Source organism: Kistimonas ophiarachnellae (assembly GCF_057552235.1).
Window position 1 is genome coordinate 206,959 of sequence record NZ_BAAJPA010000007.1, and the last position, 22,476, is coordinate 229,434.

The window sequence follows — 22,476 nt, forward strand, 5'->3', positions numbered from 1 at the left end:
CCCCACCCATTGTTATTCTGATTAAACCTGTGGCCGTCAGCTGTTCTTATGACCGGTATCCAGTTTTCGTTCCAGCGCCAGGCTGTAACGGGACATGCCAAAGCAGAAAGCCCAGAAAACAAAACCCGCAAACAGATAGCCCTCCGAGGCATACCCAAGCCATTCAGGGTCATTCAGCCCTGCCTGTACAATCGCCAGCAAATCAAACAGACCAATGATCAATACCAGGCTGGTGTCTTTAAATAGCGCAACAAAGGTATTCACGATGCCGGGGATACAAATCTTCAGCACCTGCGGCATAACCACCAATCCCATGCTTCGCCAGTAGCCAAGACCAATGGCGGCCGCCGCTTCATACTGCCCCCTGGGAATCGCCTGCATACCGCCACGGATCACTTCCGCCAGCAATGCCGCCTCAAACAGGATAATGCCAATCATGGCCCTGACCAGTTTGTTGAGATCAATGTCCTCGGGCACAAACAGCGGCAACATCACCGACGCCATAAAGAGGATGGTAATCAGGGGCACACCACGCCAGACTTCAATAAACACGACAGATAACGCACGAATCAACGGCATATTGCTGCGACGCCCGAGCGCCAGCAAGATCCCGGCAGGCAGCGCAAAGACCATGCCGACAAGCGCCAGCACCAGGGTCAGCATCAGGCCGCCCCAGTAATGGGTTTCTACAACGGTAAATCCGGGGCCACCATAGAGCAGCCACCATGAACTGATCGGAAACCCGGTAAGAAACCAGAGAGCGCCCCACTGCCGGGCCGGCATGCGATCCCATAGCACCCAGACGATCACAACGGCAAGCTGTACGAAAAACAGGTTGACCCGCCAGAGCTCGCTGTCAGGATAAAAACCATAGATAAACTGCTGCAGCCGTGAACCAATAAACACCCAGCAGGCGCCGCCGCTGTCACAGTCTGTACGGCTGTCACCCAGCCAGTCCGCACTAAGAACAGCCCATTGAACAAATGGCGCCAACGTGAACCAGAGAAACGCCAGTCCGGCCAACGTCAGCAATGTATTCACCGGCCCGTCAAAGAGATTTTCCCTCAACCAGCCGGGCACTCCCCTGCGGGCAACGGGTGCAGGCCGATCCGGCAATGATTTGTCATTCACCCTCATGCTTACTTCTCCACCAGCGCCATTTTCCGGTTGTAAAGGTTCATCAACAGCGAAACCAGCAGGCTCATGGTGAGATAGACGGCCATGGTCATACCGATGATTTCTATCGCCTGTCCGGTTTGATTCAACGTGGTTCCCATAAACACGCTGACCATGTCCGGGTACCCAATGGCGGTTGCCAGGGAAGAGTTCTTGATGAGGTTCATGTAATGGGTAGAGAGCGGTGGAATAATGACCCGCATCGCCTGGGGTATGATCACCAGCCGCAATGTGCGCCCCCGGGAGAGACCCAGGGCATGCGCGGCTTCCGTTTGCCCCTTGTTGACCGCTTCAATGCCGGAACGGACATTTTCTGCAATATACGACGCCGTATAAAAAACAAGCCCCAGCAACAATGCCGTCAATTCCGGTAATACGGTTATACCACCACGGAAGTTGAAGCCTTTCAGAACCGGATATTCCCAGACCACCATATTGTGACCAAACAGCATGGCCAGTGCCGGGAAAACCAACAGTATTCCGATTGACACCATGGCTACAGGCAATGTTCGCCCGGTCCGGCGTTGACGTTGCCGGTTCCAGAACACCAGCAGGATAATACTCACAACAGCCAGCAACAGGGCTACCCCCAACCAGGCAGCCCCCGACTGCAACAACGGCGCAGGCACATACAATCCGCGGACGTTGAGAAAAACACTTTCCCCCAGCGAAAGGCTTTGCCTGGGTGGCGGCAGGATTCGCAGTACCGCGAAATACCAGAACATAATCTGCAGCAGCACCGGAATATTACGAAATATTTCAATAAAAACGCCGCAGAGACGGGACACCAGCCAGTTACCCGACAATCGCCCGACACCAACAAGAAAACCCACGACAGTTGACAAAAGAATGCCAAGAATAGACACCAGAATGGTATTAAGCAGGCCAACAATAAATGTACGACCAAAACTATGGGATTCATCAAATTCAATCAGGGTTTGCGTAATCCCAAAACCTGCGGATTGATCCAGGAAATCAAAACCGGTTGTTATCCCACGTTTTTCAAGATTGGTTACGGTATTATCAACAATCACGATAACCAGGAAAGCAACGACAGCTGCAACAATCACCTGAAACAGCAAAGCGCGTTTATCGGGATCATTCCAGAAACGGGTTTTTACCTGACTGCGGGAAGCGTTTCCACCCATTCCAGCCCCTTCTTTTTATAACAGCAACCCATGTTAATCCGAACAGAGTTAATGCCAGAGATACAGAGTCCGGCCCGAAACCCCATGATTCTTTTTTATGCACGTGACCAGGAAAAGCTCAACAACAACGACGCCGTTGCTGCAGCCGGCGACGGTATCTTTCTGCAGCAGCGGCAGGGAGGCCGCGGTAGCGCCGCAGGGCCAGGAAGGCCCTTCGGCGCGAGCGAAAGAGAGATACCGTCGCCGGCTGCCTCCCGGTAACCAGCCCAGGGCATGCTCACCCGTCCATCATCCCTTACCGGAAAGGCGGCGCATAAAGAATCCCGCCCTGGTTCCATAGCGCATTAATGCCACGGGCCACTCTCAGGGGTGATTTATCGCCAACATTACGATCAAAAATCTCGCTGTAATTCCCGACCTGTTTGACGATCTGGTAAGCCCAGTCGTCAGATAACCCAAGTCCTTTGCCGGCGGGGCCATCGGAGCCCATAAACCGTGCAACAGCCGGATTACTGGACGTCTGCATTTTATCGACATTCATGGAATTGATACCGAGTTCCTCGGCATTGACCAGCGCGAAGAGGGTCCATTTCACGATATTGAGCCACTGATCGTCGCCCTGGCGTACCACGGGCCCCAATGGCTCCTTGGAAATGACTTCTGGCAGGACAACCGCATGATCCGGTTTTGCCAGGCGCAGACGCTGACCATAAAGGCCGGACTGGTCGGCGGTCAGTACATCACAGCGGCCGGACTCAAAACCTTTGACGGTCTGGTCAGCGGTGTCGTAGTTAACCGCCTGATATTCCATGCCGTGGTGACGGAAGTAATCTGCCAGGTTCAGCTCTGTCGTACTGCCGGAAAGTACACACACGGCCGCACCGTCGAGTTCACGGACACTTTTTACACTCAGGCTTTTGCTCACCATGAACCCCTGGCCATCATAGTAGGCAACACCGGCAAAATGCAGACCCAGCGTATTGTCACGGGTTTGGGTCCAGGTCGTGTTACGGGACAACACATCAATCTCACCGGACTGCAGCGCCGTGAAACGTTCCTTTGATGTCAGGGGGGTGTAACGTACCTTGCTCTTGTCGCCCAGTACGGCAGCCGCGATGGACTGACAGACTTCCACATCCAGGCCTGACCAGTTGCCTTTTTCATCCGGTGCCGAAAAACCGGGCAGACCGGTATTCACACCACACTGCAGGTAGCCGCGCTCTTTCACGCTCTCCAGTGTCGTGGCACCCATGGCCATGGAGGAAACAGCGCCCAGGGCAAGGGCCGCACCTGCCAGCCATGAACGACGGCGGCTCCTGACGGGTGAATGATCAGTGTTTGCTTTCATGTCCCATTCCTGTGGTTTTTCTTGTTTGTTGTTTTTTTCAGCAAGTCCGTAATGCAAGTTACAGGCCAGACATCATGTTGCGCAATGACCTTTCCGCTACCTTACCGGAACGGCGGCGCGTATAAAATCCCCCCATCCCGCCATAGCGCATTGAGGCTTCGATCCATCAACAGCGGTGAGAGAATACCCAGGTTTTGTTCAAATATTTCGCCATAGTTACCGACCTGCCCGATCACCTGCACTGTCCAGTCCTTCGGCAACCCCATGCTTTTTGCCGGTAACGGCATTTCAAGAAAACGTTCAACCGCCGGACCTCGCGGGGGCCGGGTGATGCTGTTGCGAGTCAGCCCTAACTCTTCACCATTAATCAGCGCCGCCAGTGTCCAGCGCACAATATTGAACCATTGGTCATCGCCCTGCCTGACCACCGGCCCCAAGGGTTCCTTGGAGATCATATCAGGCAGTACGATGGCATCCATGGGCTTTTCCAGTCTCAGGCGAAGGGCGTATAGCTGAGACTGGTCTGACGTCACCACATCACAACGCCCCTCCCTGAACGCGCGGGCAACGGCATCGTAGTTTTTCATAACGACAGGACGGTAAGACTGCCTGTGCTGCTTGAACCAGTCTGCCAGGTTGAGTTCCGTGGTAGTGCCGGCAATGACACAGATTGAGGCGTCATCGAGTTCAGTGACGCGACGAATGCGCTGCTTTTTCCAGACCAGGAAACCCTGCCCGTCGTGATAACTCACACCTGCAAAATCGAGTCCCAGCGACGTATCGCGGGACAGTGTCCAGGTGGTATTACGGGAAAGCAGGTCAATCGCACCGGTTTGTAATGCGGTAAAGCGCTCCTGCGGCTCCAGGGGAACAAAGCGAACGGCTTTGGCATCCCTGAAAACCGCTGCAGCGACAGCGCGACAAAAATCGATATCAAATCCCTGCCACTGGCCCTGGTCATTACGGGAGGAAAATCCCGGCAGGCCCGGATGGACACCACAGCGAAGAAAGCCTCGCTCCTTGACGGCGGCCAGTGTGCCAGCCCATGCAGTGTGCGGCGCAAAGGCCAAAAGAACCAGAATTGTGACGCGATACCAGAACGGTTTCATGACCGGTTATCTTTATTGTTATTTGATCCTGAACTGCAGCAACCATAGCGTTTATTGCTGCCATTAAGCAACGGACAACGGATGACTTCACCCGCATTTCCCACTGAAAGTGCCGGGATATAATCCCAAACAGCTGTGTTACACTCCGGTGCCAATGACAGCTAACAATAATGGCATGACACCCCATGGCGGAAACCTCCCGTTCCCCGATCCTGATCACCGGCGGCGCCCGACGCCTTGGCCTGTACAATGCACGGGCTCTCAAGCGGGACGGTTATCCCGTGATGATCACGTACCGGACGGAGAACAATGAACTGGAGGCATTGCAACGGGAAGGCATACACACTATAAAGGCGGACTTTTCCAGCAACGAAAATATTCTGGCGTTTATTACCCGGATGCAACAGGAAACTGACAGCCTGCGGGCCATCATCCACAATGCGTCAGAGTTTACACCCGACGCCGATACACCGTTGGATACTGAGACCCTGGCCGCCCTGTTCCAGGTGCATATGATGACACCCTGGCTGATCAACCGAGGCTTGCAGCCTTTGCTCGACAATGCCGATAACGGCATCGCTGACATCATCCACATGACGGATCACAATACCCGTCACGGAAGTGCGACACACGCCGCCTATTCAGCCACCAAGGCAGGTCTTGAGAACATGACAGCTTCCATGGCCCGCCTGTTTGCCCCGACGATCAAGGTCAATGCCATCGCCCCTTACCTGATCATCATGAACGACCAGGACCGGGAAGCAGAAAAGACCGGACGCCTGCAGACACCGCCGATGGGACTCGCCCCCGGTGAGCATGTCATCTATCAAACCATCCGTTTCCTGCTGGACAATCCTTATATCACCGGCGCAACCATCCCTGTTGACGGCGGCATGAGTCTCACTCAGCTCCCGCTTCCGGCAACCCACAACAACATGGATTCAGAATGATTGATAACCTGACCGAACACTATCGCAGCATCCTCCAGTCCCTGGGCGAAGACCTTGAGCGTGACGGCCTGCGCAATACCCCACAGCGCGCGGCAAAAGCCATGGCCTTCCTGACCCGGGGTTATCACCAGGACCTGCAGGAAATCGTCAATGGCGCGGTATTTGAGTCCCGCAATGATGAAATGGTGGTGGTGAAGGATATTGAACTTTACTCCCTGTGCGAACATCACCTGCTGCCATTCATCGGCAAATGCCATATTGCCTATCTGCCCAACGGCAAGGTGCTGGGGCTGTCAAAATTTGCCCGTATCGTGGATATGTTCGCCCGCCGGCTTCAGATCCAGGAAAACATGTCCCAGCAGATTGCCGAAGCGGTGATGGAAGTCACCAGTGCCCGCGGCGTGGCTGTTGTGATTGAAGCCAAGCACATGTGCATGATGATGCGCGGCGTAGAGAAGCAGAATTCATCCATGACGTCCTCCGTGATGCTGGGCGACTTCCGTACCCACCTCCCGACCCGGGAAGAGTTTCTCCGCCATATCAGCTGATCGACGACCAGGGTTACTGGCGGCTTTGTGCCAGTAACCTTTTTCTACTATTGACGAATCAACACGCCGGTCCCGGTGGTATTCTTCTGAAGCGCCCGGGTGGCAGTCTGAACATAGGCTTCCAACTGCTCCCGCATGTTTTCCGCTACGGTTTTATCGTCTATCACATCAGCCTCCGGGTGTTTGCCAAAGTGATATCGGTATAAACGGCTGCCAAACCCTGGCGTCAACACCAGTGCCAGGTCACCTTCAATGATCGCCGCCATCTGACTACCGCCCGAGGGTTTGATGATGCCAAACCCCGGCGCAGACGGGGGCAGACTTAACAAATCACGCCCCCAGCATTGATGCTGCTGTTTCCCACCTAAACGCCCCATGATGGTTGGCACAACATCAACCTGGGTACCCACCGTTGCCCGTTCACGACCAAACTGTGCCTGTATGCCCGGCGCAATCATCAACAGGGGTACATGGAAGCGTAACAAATCAATATCGGTCAGCTGCAAAGGGGATGAAAACCCATGGTCTCCAACAATGACAAACAATGTCTGGCTAAACCAGGGATAGGCTCGCGCATGCCGGAAAAACCGTCCCAGCGCCCAGTCCGCATAACGCATGGCTGTCAGGTGTTCATTCATCTCACCCTGTCCGGTTACGGGCGAAACGGGAAGCGGATCGGGTAGTGCATAGGGGGTATGATTCGACAACGTCTGTACGAGGGCATAGAAAGGCCTGTCTTCAGGCATGTCTGCCAATTCGGCAAGGGCACGATCAAAGACATCCTGGTCTGAAACTCCCCAGGTATCGTCAATAAACACGGGATCAATAAAATCGTCTCGCCCAATAAAGGTCGTCATACCCTGACTGCGAAAAAAACCAAACTGGTTATCCCAGGCAAAATCGCCGTTATAAACATACACGTCACGGTAGCCGCGATCGGATAAAAGCCTTGGCAGACCCGAAAACCGGTGTGCGCCTTCAGGCTGCTGCATCAGGTATTCATAACCCGGAAGATTGGGAAAACATCCCATGGTCGCGAACATGCCCTGATGGGTATGTGTGCCATTCGAGAAAAACCGTGAAAATAACACCCCCTCTTCCGCTAACGCATCAAAATTGGGCGTAACATCACCAGCGCCTCCCAGCGCTCCCACAAAACGCCCGGCAAAGCTTTCCATGAGAATAATGACCACATGACGAATGTCAGGCACCACACCCGTCGCCAATGGATAGGTTATTCGCCGGATGACCGCAGCCTCTGTATCGATCAACTGATCACGCTTCGTCAATAGCATCTGCCGCGTCTGCGCTATCGCCTCAGACTCCGGCATCAAATCAATCCAGGCATATTCGCCAGAATGACTGAAATGCTGGATGGCGGCCTGGGTCAGTGTGAAGACACCATTGAGCGCCAGCTGGTTGGCAAACAGTGACTGTCCCTGGAACGCATCCCCCCATCGCAAAGGCGGCCCACTGCGAAAGGTTCCCCTTGCCAGCGCCAGGTCCATCAACAATACACAGGCAAAAGCCGCCAGGTATTTAGCCAATGCGGCTACTCTGTTTTCAGCCGTCTTTTCGGTATAAAACCGTGTTTTTCTGTCAACCCGGCGAAACAGGAAAAACAACAACAGCGTCAATATGAGCCAGCCCAGCAGATAGCGGACCACAGGGAAGCCATGCCATAACATACTCAGAACCGTGGACGGATCTTCCTTCAGGTACTGAAATACCAGGTTATTAAGGCGTTGATGGAATTCCCGGTAAAAATCCAACTCCAGCAACCCCAGGAATATACTGAGGCTTGACCACAGGGTCAGCCACAAGCAGTAAAACCGGCGGGCTTTGAGGCCCGCCGGGAATAACATCCCTAAAACCAGCGGCAGGCAGATGATGGCTATTACCCGCAGATCAAATCGCAACCCGGTGGCGAAAGCGTGGCACCCGTCAGATACCCCCATGCCTGCTGCAAGATCGACGTTATATAGCAGCAGAAGCAAACGAAGCAGTGCAAACAGGATAATAAGAATCAACAGGCTATAAAGGAGAAACAGCGAATGCGCAGACAGAGAAAGGGACTGTTGATGCCGCGAATGCCAACTTATCATGGGGAATGATTCCGAAGATGCGTATGAATCAGCGCACAGGTCTACTCGTCCCTGATCAATTCCAGAATCCGGTTTCTGCCCTGCTCTGCCACTAACATGCGTTGTTCACCGGCTTCAATAATAGTCTGCGCACTGCGGAGGTGGCGGGCAATCACGGAAATTTCACCATTCACAAACAACAATACCCGGGCATGGGCTGTGGCATCCTCGGTAATCCATAACCCTGTGGCGGTACACAGGAGATAATTGGGTTTTTTGAGTCCTTCAATAATCGGTTCTGGCCCAAGCTGTTCATGAAACCGGTAAACCTTGCCCAGTCTTTTTTCAGAAAAATACAGTGCCCCATCAGGGCAGCGGGTAATTCCCTCCATCCCGTCACCGGCTGAATAGAGCACATCCAGGTTTTTCGATTGATGATCGTAGCGTAATAAACGCCCTCCCCTGCGATCTTCGACCGTATAAAGATAGCGATTGCGCCAGACGGCCAGTGCTTCTACGGCATTACCCGTAAACAGTTCTTCAGCCTTACCCTGCCGATACCACAAAACGGGGGCAACACCACTTTCCTGCCCTACGGCTATGCCATCACCGAAAAGGGCCAGACCATCGGGTTTGCCCAGGTTATCCAGCAATAGTTGGCGCACGCCATTCTTCCGGATATGCAACAAGGTGCCATGGGGTGGATAAAACTCCTGCGTGACATACAGACCGCCGTCAGGATGTAACGCCAATGCTGAGACACGAGGGACATTGTCAATCCAGGTGCGGGCAATCCAGCCCTTTGCCGTGGTGACAGGAAAATAGCGAACATAAAAACCGACCAACAGACATGTTAGCAAAGCAACAAGCAACAACAGCCATACCGACAACGTCAACCTGCTTGCCCACAACGTCATAGCTATATTGTCCGGAGTGAATGTTTGTCCGTGGAAAAAACGCTTTGGCACACCAAACGAAATAAATCAGACAAGTACTCTGCGCATCTGCCTAACCAATGTCGTTTTATTGAGGGGAAGTAAAGAACGCATTTCTGGCTACTGCCAGTCAAGAATCACCTTACCAGACATGCCGCTGGCCATGACCTCAAAGGCTTCTTCATAGTCATCCACGGGAAAGTGGTGGGTAATAACGGGCTCAATATCCAGACCTGACTGTAACATGGTGGCCATCTTGTACCAGGTTTCAAACATTTCACGTCCGTAAATGCCCTTGATCACCAGCCCCTTGAATATCACCTGGTTCCAGTCGATGGTTGTATCCGCAGATGGTATGCCGAGCAACGCCACCTTGCCGCCGTGGTTCATTTTTTCCAGCATCTGTTCAAAGGCGGCGCCATTGCCTGACATTTCCAGCCCAACATCAAACCCTTCGACCATGCCCAGCCCTGCCATCACGTCATCCAGTGACTCACGGGCGACATTGACGGTACGGGTTATACCAATCTTTTGGGCAAGGCTCAGCCGGTAATCATTCACATCGGTAATCACGACATGGCGTGCACCAACATGCCGGGCAATGGCCGCCCCCATAATGCCAATGGGGCCCGCACCGGTCACCAGTACATCTTCACCCACCATGTCAAAAGACAACGCGGTATGCACGGCATTGCCGTAAGGATCAAACATCGACGCCAGGTCATCACTGATATCATCGGGTATCGGGAAGGCGTTGACCGCAGGAATACACAGGTACTCGGCAAACGCCCCCTGCCGGTTGACACCAACACCGATGGTATTACGACAAAGATGGCGCCTGCCCGCGCGGCAGTTGCGGCAATAACCACAGACCAGGTGGCCTTCCCCGGAGACACGATCCCCGTTGCTGAAGCCCCGGACCCCTTCTCCCATATCCACAATCTCACCGACAAACTCATGCCCGGTGGTCATGCCAAGAGGCACGGTTTTCTGTGACCAGTCATCCCAGTTGTAAATATGGATATCGGTACCACAGACTGCCGTCTTGCGGATCTTGATCAATACATCGTTATAACCGACCTCCGGCATGGGCTTATCGTCCATCCAGATGCCTTTTTCAGGTTTCAGCTTTGCCAGCGTTCTCATGACGGCTACCTGCTGTGACAGTATTGATTATTGAATAAGGCCAAGTTCACGCCCGACTTTGGCAAAGGCAGCGATGGCCTTGTCCATGTGTTCACGATCATGGGCTGCCGACATCTGGGTTCTGATCCGCGCTTTGCCTTCAGGCACGACCGGGAAAGAGAAGCCGATCACATAAATACCTTCTTCCAGCATCCGGTCGGCAAACTGCTTTGCGAGCGCCGCGTCACCGATCATAACCGGAATGATCGGGTGGTCTTTACCTGCCAGCGTGAAGCCCAGCGTTTCCATTTCGGTGCGGAAATAGCGACTGTTGTCATTCACTTTCTGACGCCGCTCCCCACCGGCTTCCAGCATATCCAGCACCCGGATAGAAGCAGCAGCGATGACCGGACAAAGGGTGTTGGAGAACAGATAAGGCCGCGACCGGTTACGCAGCCAGTCAACCACCGGTTTACGGGCACAGACATACCCTCCCGAGGCCCCACCCAATGCTTTACCCAGGGTACCGGTCAGGATATCCACCCGTCCCATGACGTCATTGTATTCATGGGTACCGCGGCCCTGTTCACCAATAAAACCGGTCGCATGGCAGTCATCCACCATCACCATGGCCCCATACTGGTCAGCCAGATCACAGACTCCCTTGAGATTGGCAATGATGCCATCCATGGAAAAAACGCCATCGGTGGCGATAAGCGTGTGCCGTGCGCCATTCGCTTTGGCTTCCTGCAGCCTGGCTTCCAGTTCTGCCATATCATTATTGGCATACCGGTAACGCTGCGCCTTGCTCAGACGAATGCCGTCAATAATGCTGGCGTGGTTAAGCGCATCGCTGATAATCGCGTCCTCCGGCCCCATCAAGGTTTCAAACAACCCCCCATTGGCGTCAAAGCAGGAGGAATAAAGAATGGTATCTTCCATGCCGAGAAAGTCAGCAATGCGATGCTCCAGTTCTTTATGGATAGACTGTGTACCGCAGATAAAACGCACAGAGGCCATACCATAACCATACGTTTCCAGAGCGGCCTGGCCTTCCTCGATCAGTTCCGGCGCATTCGCAAGCCCCAGGTAATTGTTGGCGCAGAAATTGATGACTTCCGCTCCACCGGCAACCTGAATATCGGCCTGCTGCTGTGAAGTAATGATCCGTTCATCCTTGTACAGGCCTTTTTGTTTCAGTTCCTCCAGCTGCACTGATAACTGATCATAAAAAGCAATATTCATACAGTTTCCTGATTCCCGATGTAGATCAATCGAATGAGACCCTGTGAAGGCAAATTTGAGCCTTTTGGGTTTAATCATCCATTAACGGCCTTACTACATACGTTATTGCAAACCGATAAACCTTAATTTCCAGCATAGGCCAAACAGGCCAGAAACAGGTTAGTAAACGAATACAATACCGGCAACTATTGCTAACACGTTGAACTTATGGCGTTTTTTAAAATCAAACCCAGTAAACCAACGCATCAGAATTGCAACAACATCCAGATAAACATTACGTCAGCTGTCAGTAATAAGAATTTTGATTCTTCGGGAGGAAATCAATATGCAGTCAGAAGTTCAGGTTCAACCGGCAACCTTTGCCGCAATTCCACCTTCTTACGATGGGGTTGTACCCCCTCAATCCCAGGGCTCTCTCGCTTGTTGCGTTCCAGAAGCCACCACTACAGCTCCAAAGCTTAAACATCGATATTCTGACTGTTTCTATAAGCATGACCTGTTGAATGGAACAACCATCGACGAACGTAAAGTGGATAATGCAGCTGCCGTCTGGTTAATTGCCGGCGTAGTGTTATTTTTTGCAGCCTATATCACCCTGATGGTTGTTTCTGTCATTATCCCGATTATCTCTCCCCTGTTCATATTAACCTCCCTGGCATGCCCGGTCCTTGTTGGTATGGGTTCAGCGATTTACTTTTCAGATATTCATTCAAAAAGCAGCAGGAAACACGCCCAACAGGTTTTAGGTCCTTGTAACCAGGAAAAAGCCAATGCATTACAGTGTCAGGCCCTGGACTGGTGCAGGAAGAAGCAACTGGAAATAAACGTACTTGTTAATGAAAACAAGCGCCATGAATCACGCATGATCGAACTTGAAAAAGATGCTATTCATGAAAATGATCTATACGAACAACGGGTCATTGATGAACGCTCTTCAAAAACCCGGCTGGAACAGGTTTCAAAGGCATATCGCTCAAACGAAATCAGCATTGCCAGGAAAGAAAAAGAAATCGATCGCATTTCGCAACTCTATTGCGTGGGAGTTGGGAATGATAAAAACGGATTGCCCATAGCCTATCCCCTTCGAGCCCCAACTCCTGATGACCTGCCGAAATAATACGGCAGGTCATCACAACCAGATAACGCGTAACGCCTATTCACATTGAGACAAAATTTGCGCTACCAAATGATCTGACAATGGCGAGTCATTGACCATCACCATGGCTGACTGTGGGTATACCTCCTGACAGTATTGTTCAGAAAAACCAGACACCAGCACAATCAGCCCTGCACGACTCAGGGCTTCAGCCTGCCCACGCCAGCCCTCAGAGCCATAAGTCACAATCACTGGCAAATAACCCCGGTCAAACAACTTGCGTTCCAGCTGTTCAGCATCGGTTCCCTTCGGGAGAATAACCAAGGCGGGGTTATGACCAAGACGAACCTGTCGATCCTGAGAAGAAACCGGTAACAGCCTTTCCTGATGGGCTTGCGCCTTTCCCCTGATCATACCGGCCCCTACCGTCACATGGGTCATCCGGTCAATAACAATGAACGCCCCCATGGTCCGGTTATCCTGGTAATGATCAAAAACAATGGCCTTTTCCAGAGACAGATGGCAAAAACCAATTTCATTCAATGCCAACTGATCAACAGCACCTTTCTCCAGCGTATTCACATCAACCCGGTACCCGATACGCCGCACGGTGCCATCCACCGTTGTCGACGCCAGCTTGATGGCATAACGACGGCCCGGCTGTAACGGCTGCTCTGCCATCCAGACGACCATCGCATCCAGCTCATGATGCACATCCGGCAGATTGTCAGAAAGGGCCAGTGTATCGCCGCGGCTGATGTCAATTTCATCATTCAAGGTCAAGGTGACAGCCTGGCCGGCAAAGGCTTCGTCCCGCTCACCCTCCCAGGTAACAATGGATTTCACGGTAGACTGCTTTCCGGAAGGCAGGGCTGTGACAGCATCACCCGGTTTAACCACACCGGAAGCGACTGTTCCAGCATACCCACGGAAGTTCAGATCCGGCCGGTTGACATACTGTACGGGAAAACGGAAATCAGCCAGGTTCCTGTCGCCATCAATTTCAACCGTTTCCAGAATCTCCATGATCGAACCGTCGGTATACCAGGGAGTCCGATCACTCCGGTTCACCACGTTGTCGCCTTCCAGCGCAGACATCGGTACAAACCGGACATCACCGAGGTTCAGTTTCTCGGCAAAATCGAGGTAGTCATTGCGGATTTGCTCGAATCGCTCACGAGAGAAATCCACCAGATCCATTTTATTGATAGCAACAACCAGGTGCTTGATACCCAGCAGGTTGGCAATATAGGTATGACGACGGGTCTGCGTCTGCACGCCATACCGGGCATCGATCAGGATAATCGCCAGGTCACAGGTCGATGCACCGGTTGCCATGTTACGGGTGTACTGCTCATGTCCGGGAGTATCCGCAATAATGAACTTTCGCTTTGCCGTGGAAAAATAACGGTACGCAACATCGATGGTAATGCCTTGCTCACGCTCTGCCTGCAAGCCATCCACCAGCAGGGCCAGGTCAGGCCGTTCACCCTGCGTGCCAGACTGACGACTGTCCGCATTGATCGCCGCCAGCTGGTCTTCGTAAATCATCTTGGAATCATGCAGCAGACGACCGATCAGGGTGCTTTTCCCGTCATCCACGCTGCCGCAGGTCAAAAGCCGCAGTAATGCTTTCTCTTCGTGCTCCTTGAGATAACCAAGGATATCCTTTTCGATCAATTCAGACTGGTGACTCATGGCAAGCGTCCCGGAATCAGCTGGTAAACGACATATTCTGTTTTATGGTTGACTTGGAAACGCTAGAAATAGCCTTCCTGCTTTTTCTTTTCCATGGAGCCGGACTGGTCATGGTCGATCACCCTTCCCTGCCGTTCCGATGTACGGGTCAGCAGCATTTCCTGGATGATCGAGGGCAGAGTATCTGCCTCAGACTCAATCGCACCGGTTAACGGGTAGCAGCCGAGTGTGCGGAACCGAACCTTCTTCATCACTGGTGTTTCACCCGGCTCCAGCGGCATCCGGTCATCGTCCACCATGATCAGGGTACCATCACGCTCAACGACGGGCCGTTCCGCCGCAAAGTAGAGCGGGACAATCTCGATGTTTTCCAGATAGATGTACTGCCAGATATCCAGCTCAGTCCAGTTGGATAGCGGGAAAACACGAATACTCTCGCCTTTCTCGTGCCGTCCGTTGTAGTTATTCCAGAGTTCCGGACGCTGGTTTTTCGGATCCCAGCGATGGTTTTTGTCACGGAACGAGTAGACCCGCTCCTTGGCCCTGGATTTTTCCTCGTCCCGACGGGCGCCGCCAAAGGCTGCATCAAAACCATACTTATCCAGCGCCTGCTTCAGGGCTTCGGTCTTCATGATGTCGGTATGACGACTGCTGCCGTGAACAAACGGGCTGATGCCCATTTCCAGTCCACGTGGATTACTGTGCACCAGCAGGTCAAGATCCAGCTTTTTGGCCTGTTCATCCCGGAAAGTGATCATGTCGCGGAACTTCCAGGTGGTATCCACATGCAACAGGGGAAAGGGTAGACGACCAGGGAAGAATGCCTTGCGGGCCAGGTGAAGCATCACCGCGGAATCCTTGCCGATGGAATACAGCATCACCGGGTTATCGAACTCGGCCGCCACTTCGCGAATGATATGAATGCTTTCGGCTTCCAGCTGCTTGAGGTGGTTCTGGTGGTAATCCGTGCTCATGCGGTCACTCGTTTTCTGACACTGCAGTCGTCCATTGACCGGTGAGGCCTGTATCAGCGCTCTCCCTTCGTCTGCAGTGCGGGCTTATGATTATTCGGGTACTGTCAGGGAATGCCACTATACCAATAAGACTAAGGCATAAATAAGAGGGTATTTAGATGATTAAATTATATATATATGACGGGAAGGGAGGAGAACATCATCCTCCCACAACCTGAAGGGTTACACCTGCTTTTTGTTTTTCATGACAAAATCCAGCATCCCCATTCCGATAGCGGATACCACAAAGGTCAGGTGGATCAATACAAACCATATCAACTTGTCATTATCAACATGCTCTGCATTCATGAATATTTTCAGCAGGTGAATGGATGAAATCGCTACAATGGAAGCGGCCACCTTGGCCTTCAGGGAACCGGAATCCATTTTCCCCAGCCAGCTGAGCTTTTCTGCGCCTTCCTTGATATCCAGCTTGGAAACAAAATTCTCATAACCGGAATACATCACCATCACCAGCAACCCTCCCACGAGCACAACATCAATCAAGGACAAAATCTTGAGGAGGACCGCAATTTCCGTCAGTTCAAAAAGATTCAACAGCAAAAAAAAGACGCTCTCGAAGAACTTGGCAACGAGAATAATCAGCACAAGACTTAGGCCAAGGTATATTGGCGCCAGCAACCAGCGGGATGCATACAGCATGTTCTCAAGCCATTTTTCCATATGATGCCTTCCTCCATGATGCCCCCTTCTGCGGGGATTCCGTCATGTCTCTCTGTAAGCCATTAACTTTTTCTAGCTTAGTGCCTTTCGGGTAAACCTGCTGCTACAGGCAGCCTATAAAAAACACTGGCGCCTTGAATGAGGAACGTGCCAACTGAGCAGGAAGTATCACTTGATCAGCATGACGCCTTGTCACGCACTAAAAAACTCAAATCCTGTTGAGCAGACCAGCGCAATCAATAGCATCATTGTAAGAAACAACCTGTCACATTTTGCCTTTAACACTTACAAGACAATATCTGCATAAAAATAATTGTCGTTTTATCGGCATATGCATTATTTCTGTCTTTTACCTACCGGGTTTTCAACAATAAACCACGAATATTCTCGGAAAGCCGGTTTTCAAAATCAGCCTAATCCAAATCAATATAACAGGCCATGAGTCACGCTAGATTATGCCGCACCCTTTCTCTCGCCCAGAAGAAGTACGCAGGTATGCAACAGGCATTTACAGATCGCTTTCTCCGATACGTATCCTTCAACACCCGCTCAGATGACGCGAGTGACACGGTGCCCAGCACGCCCGGTCAGCAGGTGTTAGCACAACAGCTGCGTGATGAACTGGCAGCCATGGGACTGGCGGATGTCAAACTGGACGGCAACAGTTATGTGACCGCACGACTGCCCGCCAATACATCCCACCGTGTACCTCCGATCGGCTTTATCGCACACATGGACACCGCACCGGATGCCTCCGGTGAAAACGTCAAAGCACAGGTTATTGAAAACTATGATGGCAAGGACATTCTGCTGAATCAGGAGCAGAATCTCCGCCTGTCACCAAGCGATTTCTCCACGCTGAAACAGTATATTGGCAAGACGCTGATCACCACTGACGGCACCACCCTGCTGGGAGCGGATGACAAGGCCGGTATTGCCGCCATCATGACCGCTATTACCTATCTGACTAAACATACAGATATTCCCCATGGCGACATCTGCATCGGCTTTACCCCCGATGAAGAAATCGGCCGTGGCGCAGATCATTTTGATGTCGCCGGTTTCGGCGCCCGCTGGGCCTATACCATCGACGGCGGGGCACTTGGTGGTCTGGAATGCGAAAACTTCAACGCTGCAGGTGCCGATATCCTGTTCCGTGGGCGGAATGTTCATCCCGGAACCGCCAAGGACATGATGATCAATGCCATGCATCTGGCACGGCAGTTTGCCAATGAGCTGCCGGCCAACGAAGTGCCAGAGAAAACCGAAGGCTATGAGGGCTTCTTCCACCTCTGCAGCATGTCCGGCAGTGAATCAGAGGCCCAGCTGGAATACATCATCCGTGATTTTGACCGCGACAACTTCGAGCACCGCAAACAACTCCTGCTGTCCATTGCTGACAGCATGAACCAGCAGCTCGGCGAAGAGCGGGTCATCGTCAAGCTGACGGAAGAATACGCCAACATGCGCGAAGAGCTGGAAAAAGTGCCCCATGTGGTAGCTATTGCCCGTGAAGCCATGGAAGCCTGTGGCATTCAGCCGGACATCAAGCCCATCCGGGGCGGCACCGACGGCTCCCGCCTGTCCTTCATGGGACTGCCCACACCCAATATTTTCACCGGCGGCCATAACTTCCACGGTCCGTATGAATATCTCTGTGTTGATTCGGCGCTGAAAACCATTGAAACCATCATCAGTATCTGCCGCCTGACGGCTGAAAAACACTGGGACACCGAATAAAACCACCTTATTCCAGCCGCTGGTCATGGGGGACATCACCAGCGGCGGTAACACCAAAAACACCGCACATCCTGTTGCTATTAGGGGGACTCTACCGTGAGCAGTACTGCGACCGCTACGCATTCTGAACAGAAGAAAAAACTGTCATTTCCATCCGCCTACACGGTTCTGTTAATCGTTGCCGCACTGGTCGCGATACTGACCTGGATGGTGACACCGGGTATCTACGATAAATTGTCGTACGACGACGTCAGCAATACGTTCACGGTTACTTACGCGTCCGGCGAGATGAAAGCCTTTCCCGCCACACAGGAAACGCTGAACCAGTTTGATATCAAGGCACAACTCGACAAATTCACCGGTGGCGATATCCGCAAGCCTATCGGCATTCCCGGTACCTATACCACGGTCGAGCCCAGCCCTCAGGGCGTGTCAGCCTTCTTCCAGGCACCTATCGCCGGTATGTACGACTCCATTGGCGTCGTTTTCTTTGTACTGGTGATTGGTGGCTTCATCGGGGTGGTCAACCATACGGGCGCCTTCAACTCGGGCATTCAGAGCCTTTCTACCGCTCTGGAAGGTCGTGAAAAATGGCTGATCATCATTGTGACAGCATTGATCTCCGTTGGCGGCACCACCTTCGGTATGGCGGAAGAAACCATCGCCTTCTATCCGATCCTGGTACCGATTTTCCTGGCCGCCGGCTATGACGCCATCGTCGCCCTTGCGGCTATCTACCTAGGGTCATCCATAGGCACCATGTGCTCTACCGTCAACCCGTTCAGCACTATCATTGCCTCCAACGCCGCCGGCATTAACTGGACCGATGGCCTGACACCCCGTCTGATCATGCTGGTGCTGGGCACCGCCCTGTGTATCTGGTACCTGATCCGTTATGCCGAGAAAGTAAAGGCCAACCCCGAGAAATCACTCATCTTCAGTCAGAAAGCCGAACTGGAAGCCCGCTTCCTCGGCAACCACTCAACTGACAATACCCAGATGAGCTCTCAAACCAAGTTGATTCTTGGTGTGTTTACAGCGACCTTCATTATCATGGTGTACGGGGTCTCCCAGCTGGGCTGGTGGTTCATGGAAATGACCACACTGTTCTTCGTCGCATCACTGGTCGTCGGGGTACTCTCCCGCAGTGACGAAAAGGCTTTTGTCAGAGAATTCCTGCAGGGCGCCAGTGATCTGCTGGGCGTGGCCATGATTATTGCCATTGCCCGCGGCGTCACCATCCTGATGGATCAGGGCATGATCAGCGACAGTATCCTGCATGCCAGCGCCGGTCTGGTTGATGGCATGGATAAAGGCTTCTTCATCGTTGTGATGATGATTCTGTTTGCCGGTATCTCTTTCTTTGTACCCTCCTCTTCCGGCCTGGCTGTACTTTCCATGCCCATCATGGCCCCACTGGCCGATGTCGTGGGTCTGCCCCGGGATAATATTGTCAGCGCCTACCAGTATGGTATGGGTCTGATGGCGTTCATCACCCCGACTGGACTGGTACTGGCCTCTCTGGCCATGGTCAACGTGACCTTTGATAAGTGGTTGAAGTTCGTGTTACCACTGCTGGGTATGCTGACAGGTCTCGCAGCCGTGCTGCTTCTGATCACGGCCTACCTCTGATAGACAAAGCAGCCAGCCTCCGGGCTGGCTGCTAATCATCGACAGGATAGATAATCGCTATTACCAAACATTGACTCAGACCGGGTTATCAATATCCACAAACTGATGATCAATCCCCAACGTTGTCTCTAACCATTCTCCCAGCGCCTGCACGCCGTAACGCTCCGTCGCATGATGGCCGGCAGCAATGTAGTGGATACCATTTTCACGGGCAAAGTGGGTGGTCTGCTCAGAGATTTCACCACTGATATAAGCATCGACTCCCAGCATCAGGGCTTTTTCAATGTAACCCTGGGCTCCGCCAGTACACCAGGCAACGGTCCTGATCGGATGGTCACCACCACTCACCAGTAACGGTGTTCGCCCCAGAACCTGCTCGACATGCCCACCCAGCGCGTCCAGCGTCTGTGGATTGGTCAGGCGTCCTGTCAGGCCAATTGAGGTTTGTTCATCGGCATCCATGCCGCTAGTGGTTTCAAATCCAAGACGCTTTCCCAGGCAGGCATTGTTACCCAGTTCAGGGTGAGCATCCAGCGGCAGATGGTAAGCGATAAGACTGATATCATGCTGGATCAGTTTACCGATACGACGGCGCTTCATGCCTGTCAGACAGGCATTTTCCCCCCGCCAGAAATAACCATGATGCACCAAAATGGCATCCGCATCGGCAGCGATGGCAGCATCCAGCAGTGCCTCACAGGCCGTGACGCCCGAGACAATCCGCGTTATCTCGCTACGTCCTTCTACCTGCAACCCATTGGGTGCATAGTCCTTGAACAGCCAGGGTTTGAGTTTCTGTTCGGTGGTTTCAACCAGGTCATTCAGCGTTACTGGCATAAACGGTTTCCATTCTGACAAACGGTATTTCCATAACTTTATCAAAAACATCTGACAAAAAGCCCAACTAACCGTGTTATTTGAAGTTGGCCATCAATGCACCTCCCTGCGGTCTGCTCAAGGCAGGTTACGTTTCTAGACAAAATGGAAGAGGCCAACCACACTTTTTTGTAATCAAAAAAATAAAGCGCATATTCCAAGGAGAGGAGTCATGCCCTCTGGCAGCCAGGTCAGCAAACAAGGTTTTACCTTGATAGAGCTGATGATTGTGATCGCCATCATTGGCATTTTGTCCGCTATAGCGATTCCTGCTTACCAGGATTACACAAAGCGCGCCCATGTCTCGGAGGGGTTGAACATGGCGTCTGGTGTCAAAGCGGCGGTTTCTGAGTATTACGCCTCTGAGGGTACGTGGCCCACATCCAATGAAAGTGCGGGTCTTGACAACACGCCGTCGGGAAATGCTGTAACCAGTGTGCGCATACAATCTGGTGGCTCAATCTCGATAATGTTTAACGCAAAAGTTGTCAACGGCGCCATGCTGGTTATTGTGCCGAATATACACAACGGCGCTATTATATGGACATGCGCTGCTCTCCCGGCATCAGGCATGAAAACTGAGTACCTGCCTACAAGCTGCCGTAATACCACTGGCCCCTCACTCCCATAAAAACGTCAAACAGCTGTCCACTGCCTTGATTTGGCATCAAGCGCAATGACACTGGAGCACCCGGATAGAGGTTCCCCGGACGGAACAGAAAAAGGTTCGGGAAACTCGCGCCTTACCGCTTCCCCAACCAGTACAGGATAAAAACTTCGTTTTGCCATCAATCAGACAATTACATACAATTCGTGGATCATCATGTCTTCGTTCTCAAGATAATTTATTACAAATCAACACCGGAGTGGTATCAGCAAACGGATGAAGCATTTTCTGCGTTATTTCGGCTGGCCTGGTTTGTGTGGGCTGCTTTTTGCTATCGTGCTTTTGCAACTCTTTCCCCGGCTGAATGGTTTTCGTGGCGCTCAAGACGGCCAGCCGGGAAATCACCTGACCGCTTTTTCAGGCCCCGTCTCCTATAACGATGCCGTAGAGCATGCCGCGCCATCCGTCGTCAATATCTTTACGACTCGCGCCATACGGCGCCCCCCGGCCGAGCTTGACAATCCGCTGCTACAGGATGCGTACAGTTATAACAGGGTTCCCCGCCGTCAACGCATCCAGTCCAGTCTCGGATCCGGTGTCATTGTCCGGCCAGACGGCTATATCCTGACCAATAACCATGTCATCGCAGGCGCAGACGATATCATTATTGCCCTGCAGGATGGCCGGGAAACCCATGCAACCATTATTGGTACCGACCCGGAAACCGATCTGGCGATATTAAAGATCCAGCTGGACAAACTGCCGAGCATCACCTGGACGGACTCCCAGGCCATCCGCACTGGTGATGTCGTACTGGCCATTGGCAACCCGTTTGGCCTGGGACAAACCGTCAGCATGGGCATCATCAGTGCAACCCAACGTAACCTTCGGCTGAGCACCTATGAGAATTTCATTCAGACGGATGCCGCCATCAACATTGGCAACTCCGGTGGCGCCCTGGTGAATGCGAAGGGAGAATTGGTCGGTATCTCCACTGCCCTGTTGACCAGCGACGGTGGCAGCGAAGGATTGGGTTTTGCCATTCCCTCCAACCTCGCCAACCTGGTTCTGAGTGCCATTATTGAAAACGGCCGCGTGATCCGGGGCTGGCTGGGCATAGAATCCCAGGCCCTGACGCCGGAACTTGCCGCCGCCTTCGGGCTTGAACCCGGCAACGGCATCCTGATTTCCGGCATTTATGACAACAGCCCGGCATCTGAAGCTGGCCTGCAGCGCGGCGATGTCATCATCAGTATCAATCATATGGAAGCCAATGACGGCAAGCAGATCATGAACCAGGTAGCGAACCTGGCCCCCGGCAGCGAAGTTCCCATCACGGTTTTGCGTGGTGGCGACACCATCAAACTGGTATCCCGGGTCGGTGAGCGCCCCCCTTTACTCAGTAACCGGCATTAAAAATGGTGATACAGGCAGCAGCTTACCTGGCTGCTGCCTAAGACGT

General features: G+C 52.6%; 20 protein-coding genes. 8 read left to right on the top strand and 12 right to left on the bottom strand.

The window, feature by feature from the left end:
* Nucleotides 1-36: 36 nt before the first annotated feature.
* Complete coding sequence (locus tag AC27K1_RS11065; RefSeq protein ID WP_487150571.1) at nt 37-1,137, bottom strand: amino acid ABC transporter permease; 1,101 nt, start codon at nt 1,135-1,137, stop codon at nt 37-39.
* 2 nt (nt 1,138-1,139) lie between these two features.
* Nucleotides 1,140-2,324: an amino acid ABC transporter permease gene (locus AC27K1_RS11070; RefSeq protein ID WP_487150572.1), complete on the bottom strand. Its 1,185-nt coding sequence runs from the start codon at nt 2,322-2,324 to the stop codon at nt 1,140-1,142.
* 51 nt (nt 2,325-2,375) lie between these two features.
* Here AC27K1_RS11070 and AC27K1_RS11075 point away from each other — a divergent pair, with 51 nt between their 5' ends.
* Nucleotides 2,376-2,585, top strand: coding sequence for a hypothetical protein (locus tag AC27K1_RS11075; RefSeq protein ID WP_487150574.1), 210 nt, complete (start codon nt 2,376-2,378; stop codon nt 2,583-2,585).
* 34 nt (nt 2,586-2,619) lie between these two features.
* Here the strand turns inward: AC27K1_RS11075 and AC27K1_RS11080 are convergent, their stop codons facing one another.
* A complete protein-coding gene (locus AC27K1_RS11080; RefSeq protein ID WP_487150576.1) occupies nt 2,620-3,672 on the bottom strand; it encodes an amino acid ABC transporter substrate-binding protein in 1,053 nt (350 codons plus the stop codon).
* A gap of 101 nt (nt 3,673-3,773) precedes the next feature.
* Nucleotides 3,774-4,781, bottom strand: a complete 1,008-nt coding sequence (locus AC27K1_RS11085) for an amino acid ABC transporter substrate-binding protein (protein ID WP_487150578.1) — start codon at nt 4,779-4,781, stop codon at nt 3,774-3,776.
* Nucleotides 4,782-4,966: 185 nt separating this feature from the next.
* Here AC27K1_RS11085 and folM point away from each other — a divergent pair, with 185 nt between their 5' ends.
* Both folM and folE read left to right on the top strand, forming a co-directional pair.
* Nucleotides 4,967-5,731, top strand: a complete 765-nt coding sequence (gene folM / locus AC27K1_RS11090) for a dihydromonapterin reductase (RefSeq protein WP_487150579.1) — start codon at nt 4,967-4,969, stop codon at nt 5,729-5,731.
* Nucleotides 5,728-6,279 carry a GTP cyclohydrolase I FolE gene (folE, locus tag AC27K1_RS11095; RefSeq protein ID WP_487150581.1) on the top strand — a complete coding sequence of 184 codons (552 nt, stop codon included), beginning with the start codon at nt 5,728-5,730 and terminating at the stop codon, nt 6,277-6,279. The genes folM and folE overlap by 4 nt, the downstream gene beginning before the upstream one ends.
* A gap of 47 nt (nt 6,280-6,326) precedes the next feature.
* Here folE and AC27K1_RS11100 read toward each other — a convergent pair whose 3' ends face one another.
* From AC27K1_RS11100 to AC27K1_RS11115, 4 genes are all read right to left on the bottom strand, one after another.
* Nucleotides 6,327-8,384 (bottom strand): LTA synthase family protein, encoded by a 2,058-nt coding sequence (locus tag AC27K1_RS11100; RefSeq protein WP_487150582.1) that lies wholly within the window; start codon nt 8,382-8,384, stop codon nt 6,327-6,329.
* Nucleotides 8,385-8,425: 41 nt separating this feature from the next.
* The gene (locus tag AC27K1_RS11105) at nt 8,426-9,280 is read right to left on the bottom strand and encodes a hypothetical protein (RefSeq protein WP_487150584.1); all 855 of its coding nucleotides are present in this window, start codon (nt 9,278-9,280) and stop codon (nt 8,426-8,428) included.
* A gap of 138 nt (nt 9,281-9,418) precedes the next feature.
* Entirely contained in the window at nt 9,419-10,444 is a 1,026-nt protein-coding gene (gene tdh / locus AC27K1_RS11110; protein ID WP_487150585.1) for an L-threonine 3-dehydrogenase, read from the bottom strand.
* A 27-nt stretch (nt 10,445-10,471) separates the two neighbouring features.
* Nucleotides 10,472-11,668 (bottom strand): glycine C-acetyltransferase, encoded by a 1,197-nt coding sequence (locus AC27K1_RS11115; RefSeq protein ID WP_487150587.1) that lies wholly within the window; start codon nt 11,666-11,668, stop codon nt 10,472-10,474.
* A 325-nt stretch (nt 11,669-11,993) separates the two neighbouring features.
* Here AC27K1_RS11115 and AC27K1_RS11120 point away from each other — a divergent pair, with 325 nt between their 5' ends.
* Entirely contained in the window at nt 11,994-12,785 is a 792-nt protein-coding gene (locus tag AC27K1_RS11120; protein WP_487150588.1) for a hypothetical protein, read from the top strand.
* Nucleotides 12,786-12,821: 36 nt separating this feature from the next.
* On the opposite strand, the gene cysN is transcribed toward AC27K1_RS11120, so the two are convergent.
* The 3 genes from cysN to AC27K1_RS11135 all read right to left on the bottom strand — a co-directional run bounded on the left by cysN (nt 12,822) and on the right by AC27K1_RS11135 (nt 16,159).
* The gene (gene cysN, locus AC27K1_RS11125; protein WP_487150590.1) at nt 12,822-14,462 is read right to left on the bottom strand and encodes a sulfate adenylyltransferase subunit CysN; all 1,641 of its coding nucleotides are present in this window, start codon (nt 14,460-14,462) and stop codon (nt 12,822-12,824) included.
* Nucleotides 14,463-14,524: 62 nt separating this feature from the next.
* Nucleotides 14,525-15,436 (bottom strand): sulfate adenylyltransferase subunit CysD, encoded by a 912-nt coding sequence (gene cysD, locus AC27K1_RS11130; RefSeq protein ID WP_487150592.1) that lies wholly within the window; start codon nt 15,434-15,436, stop codon nt 14,525-14,527.
* Nucleotides 15,437-15,658: 222 nt separating this feature from the next.
* Nucleotides 15,659-16,159 (bottom strand): TIGR00645 family protein, encoded by a 501-nt coding sequence (locus AC27K1_RS11135; RefSeq protein ID WP_487150594.1) that lies wholly within the window; start codon nt 16,157-16,159, stop codon nt 15,659-15,661.
* A gap of 438 nt (nt 16,160-16,597) precedes the next feature.
* Between AC27K1_RS11135 and pepT the strand changes: the two genes are divergently transcribed.
* Both pepT and AC27K1_RS11145 read left to right on the top strand, forming a co-directional pair.
* Nucleotides 16,598-17,899, top strand: coding sequence for a peptidase T (gene pepT / locus AC27K1_RS11140; protein ID WP_487150596.1), 1,302 nt, complete (start codon nt 16,598-16,600; stop codon nt 17,897-17,899).
* Nucleotides 17,900-17,995: 96 nt separating this feature from the next.
* A complete protein-coding gene (locus AC27K1_RS11145) occupies nt 17,996-19,531 on the top strand; it encodes a YfcC family protein (RefSeq protein WP_487150597.1) in 1,536 nt (511 codons plus the stop codon).
* Between the two features lie 75 nt (nt 19,532-19,606).
* Here the strand turns inward: AC27K1_RS11145 and AC27K1_RS11150 are convergent, their stop codons facing one another.
* Nucleotides 19,607-20,368 (bottom strand): Nif3-like dinuclear metal center hexameric protein, encoded by a 762-nt coding sequence (locus tag AC27K1_RS11150; protein ID WP_487150599.1) that lies wholly within the window; start codon nt 20,366-20,368, stop codon nt 19,607-19,609.
* Between the two features lie 211 nt (nt 20,369-20,579).
* On the opposite strand from AC27K1_RS11150, the gene AC27K1_RS11155 reads away from it, so the two are divergent.
* Nucleotides 20,580-21,038, top strand: a complete 459-nt coding sequence (locus AC27K1_RS11155) for a pilin (RefSeq protein WP_487150601.1) — start codon at nt 20,580-20,582, stop codon at nt 21,036-21,038.
* A 252-nt stretch (nt 21,039-21,290) separates the two neighbouring features.
* Nucleotides 21,291-22,430 (top strand): S1C family serine protease, encoded by a 1,140-nt coding sequence (locus tag AC27K1_RS11160; protein ID WP_487150603.1) that lies wholly within the window; start codon nt 21,291-21,293, stop codon nt 22,428-22,430.
* Nucleotides 22,431-22,476: the final 46 nt, after the last annotated feature.

What these genes read in the sequence shown, in the direction of transcription:
- AC27K1_RS11065 (WP_487150571.1), bottom strand. Translation starts at nt 1,137, where the DNA reads ATGAGGGTGAATGACAAATCATTGCCGGATCGGCCTGCACCCGTTGCC.
- AC27K1_RS11070 (WP_487150572.1), bottom strand. Translation starts at nt 2,324, where the DNA reads ATGGGTGGAAACGCTTCCCGCAGTCAGGTAAAAACCCGTTTCTGGAAT.
- AC27K1_RS11075 (WP_487150574.1), top strand. Translation starts at nt 2,376, where the DNA reads ATGCCAGAGATACAGAGTCCGGCCCGAAACCCCATGATTCTTTTTTAT.
- AC27K1_RS11080 (WP_487150576.1), bottom strand. Translation starts at nt 3,672, where the DNA reads ATGAAAGCAAACACTGATCATTCACCCGTCAGGAGCCGCCGTCGTTCA.
- AC27K1_RS11085 (WP_487150578.1), bottom strand. Translation starts at nt 4,781, where the DNA reads ATGAAACCGTTCTGGTATCGCGTCACAATTCTGGTTCTTTTGGCCTTT.
- folM (WP_487150579.1), top strand. Translation starts at nt 4,967, where the DNA reads ATGGCGGAAACCTCCCGTTCCCCGATCCTGATCACCGGCGGCGCCCGA.
- folE (WP_487150581.1), top strand. Translation starts at nt 5,728, where the DNA reads ATGATTGATAACCTGACCGAACACTATCGCAGCATCCTCCAGTCCCTG.
- AC27K1_RS11100 (WP_487150582.1), bottom strand. Translation starts at nt 8,384, where the DNA reads ATGATAAGTTGGCATTCGCGGCATCAACAGTCCCTTTCTCTGTCTGCG.
- AC27K1_RS11105 (WP_487150584.1), bottom strand. Translation starts at nt 9,280, where the DNA reads ATGACGTTGTGGGCAAGCAGGTTGACGTTGTCGGTATGGCTGTTGTTG.
- tdh (WP_487150585.1), bottom strand. Translation starts at nt 10,444, where the DNA reads ATGAGAACGCTGGCAAAGCTGAAACCTGAAAAAGGCATCTGGATGGAC.
- AC27K1_RS11115 (WP_487150587.1), bottom strand. Translation starts at nt 11,668, where the DNA reads ATGAATATTGCTTTTTATGATCAGTTATCAGTGCAGCTGGAGGAACTG.
- AC27K1_RS11120 (WP_487150588.1), top strand. Translation starts at nt 11,994, where the DNA reads ATGCAGTCAGAAGTTCAGGTTCAACCGGCAACCTTTGCCGCAATTCCA.
- cysN (WP_487150590.1), bottom strand. Translation starts at nt 14,462, where the DNA reads ATGAGTCACCAGTCTGAATTGATCGAAAAGGATATCCTTGGTTATCTC.
- cysD (WP_487150592.1), bottom strand. Translation starts at nt 15,436, where the DNA reads ATGAGCACGGATTACCACCAGAACCACCTCAAGCAGCTGGAAGCCGAA.
- AC27K1_RS11135 (WP_487150594.1), bottom strand. Translation starts at nt 16,159, where the DNA reads ATGGAAAAATGGCTTGAGAACATGCTGTATGCATCCCGCTGGTTGCTG.
- pepT (WP_487150596.1), top strand. Translation starts at nt 16,598, where the DNA reads ATGAGTCACGCTAGATTATGCCGCACCCTTTCTCTCGCCCAGAAGAAG.
- AC27K1_RS11150 (WP_487150599.1), bottom strand. Translation starts at nt 20,368, where the DNA reads ATGCCAGTAACGCTGAATGACCTGGTTGAAACCACCGAACAGAAACTC.
- AC27K1_RS11155 (WP_487150601.1), top strand. Translation starts at nt 20,580, where the DNA reads ATGCCCTCTGGCAGCCAGGTCAGCAAACAAGGTTTTACCTTGATAGAG.
- AC27K1_RS11160 (WP_487150603.1), top strand. Translation starts at nt 21,291, where the DNA reads ATGAAGCATTTTCTGCGTTATTTCGGCTGGCCTGGTTTGTGTGGGCTG.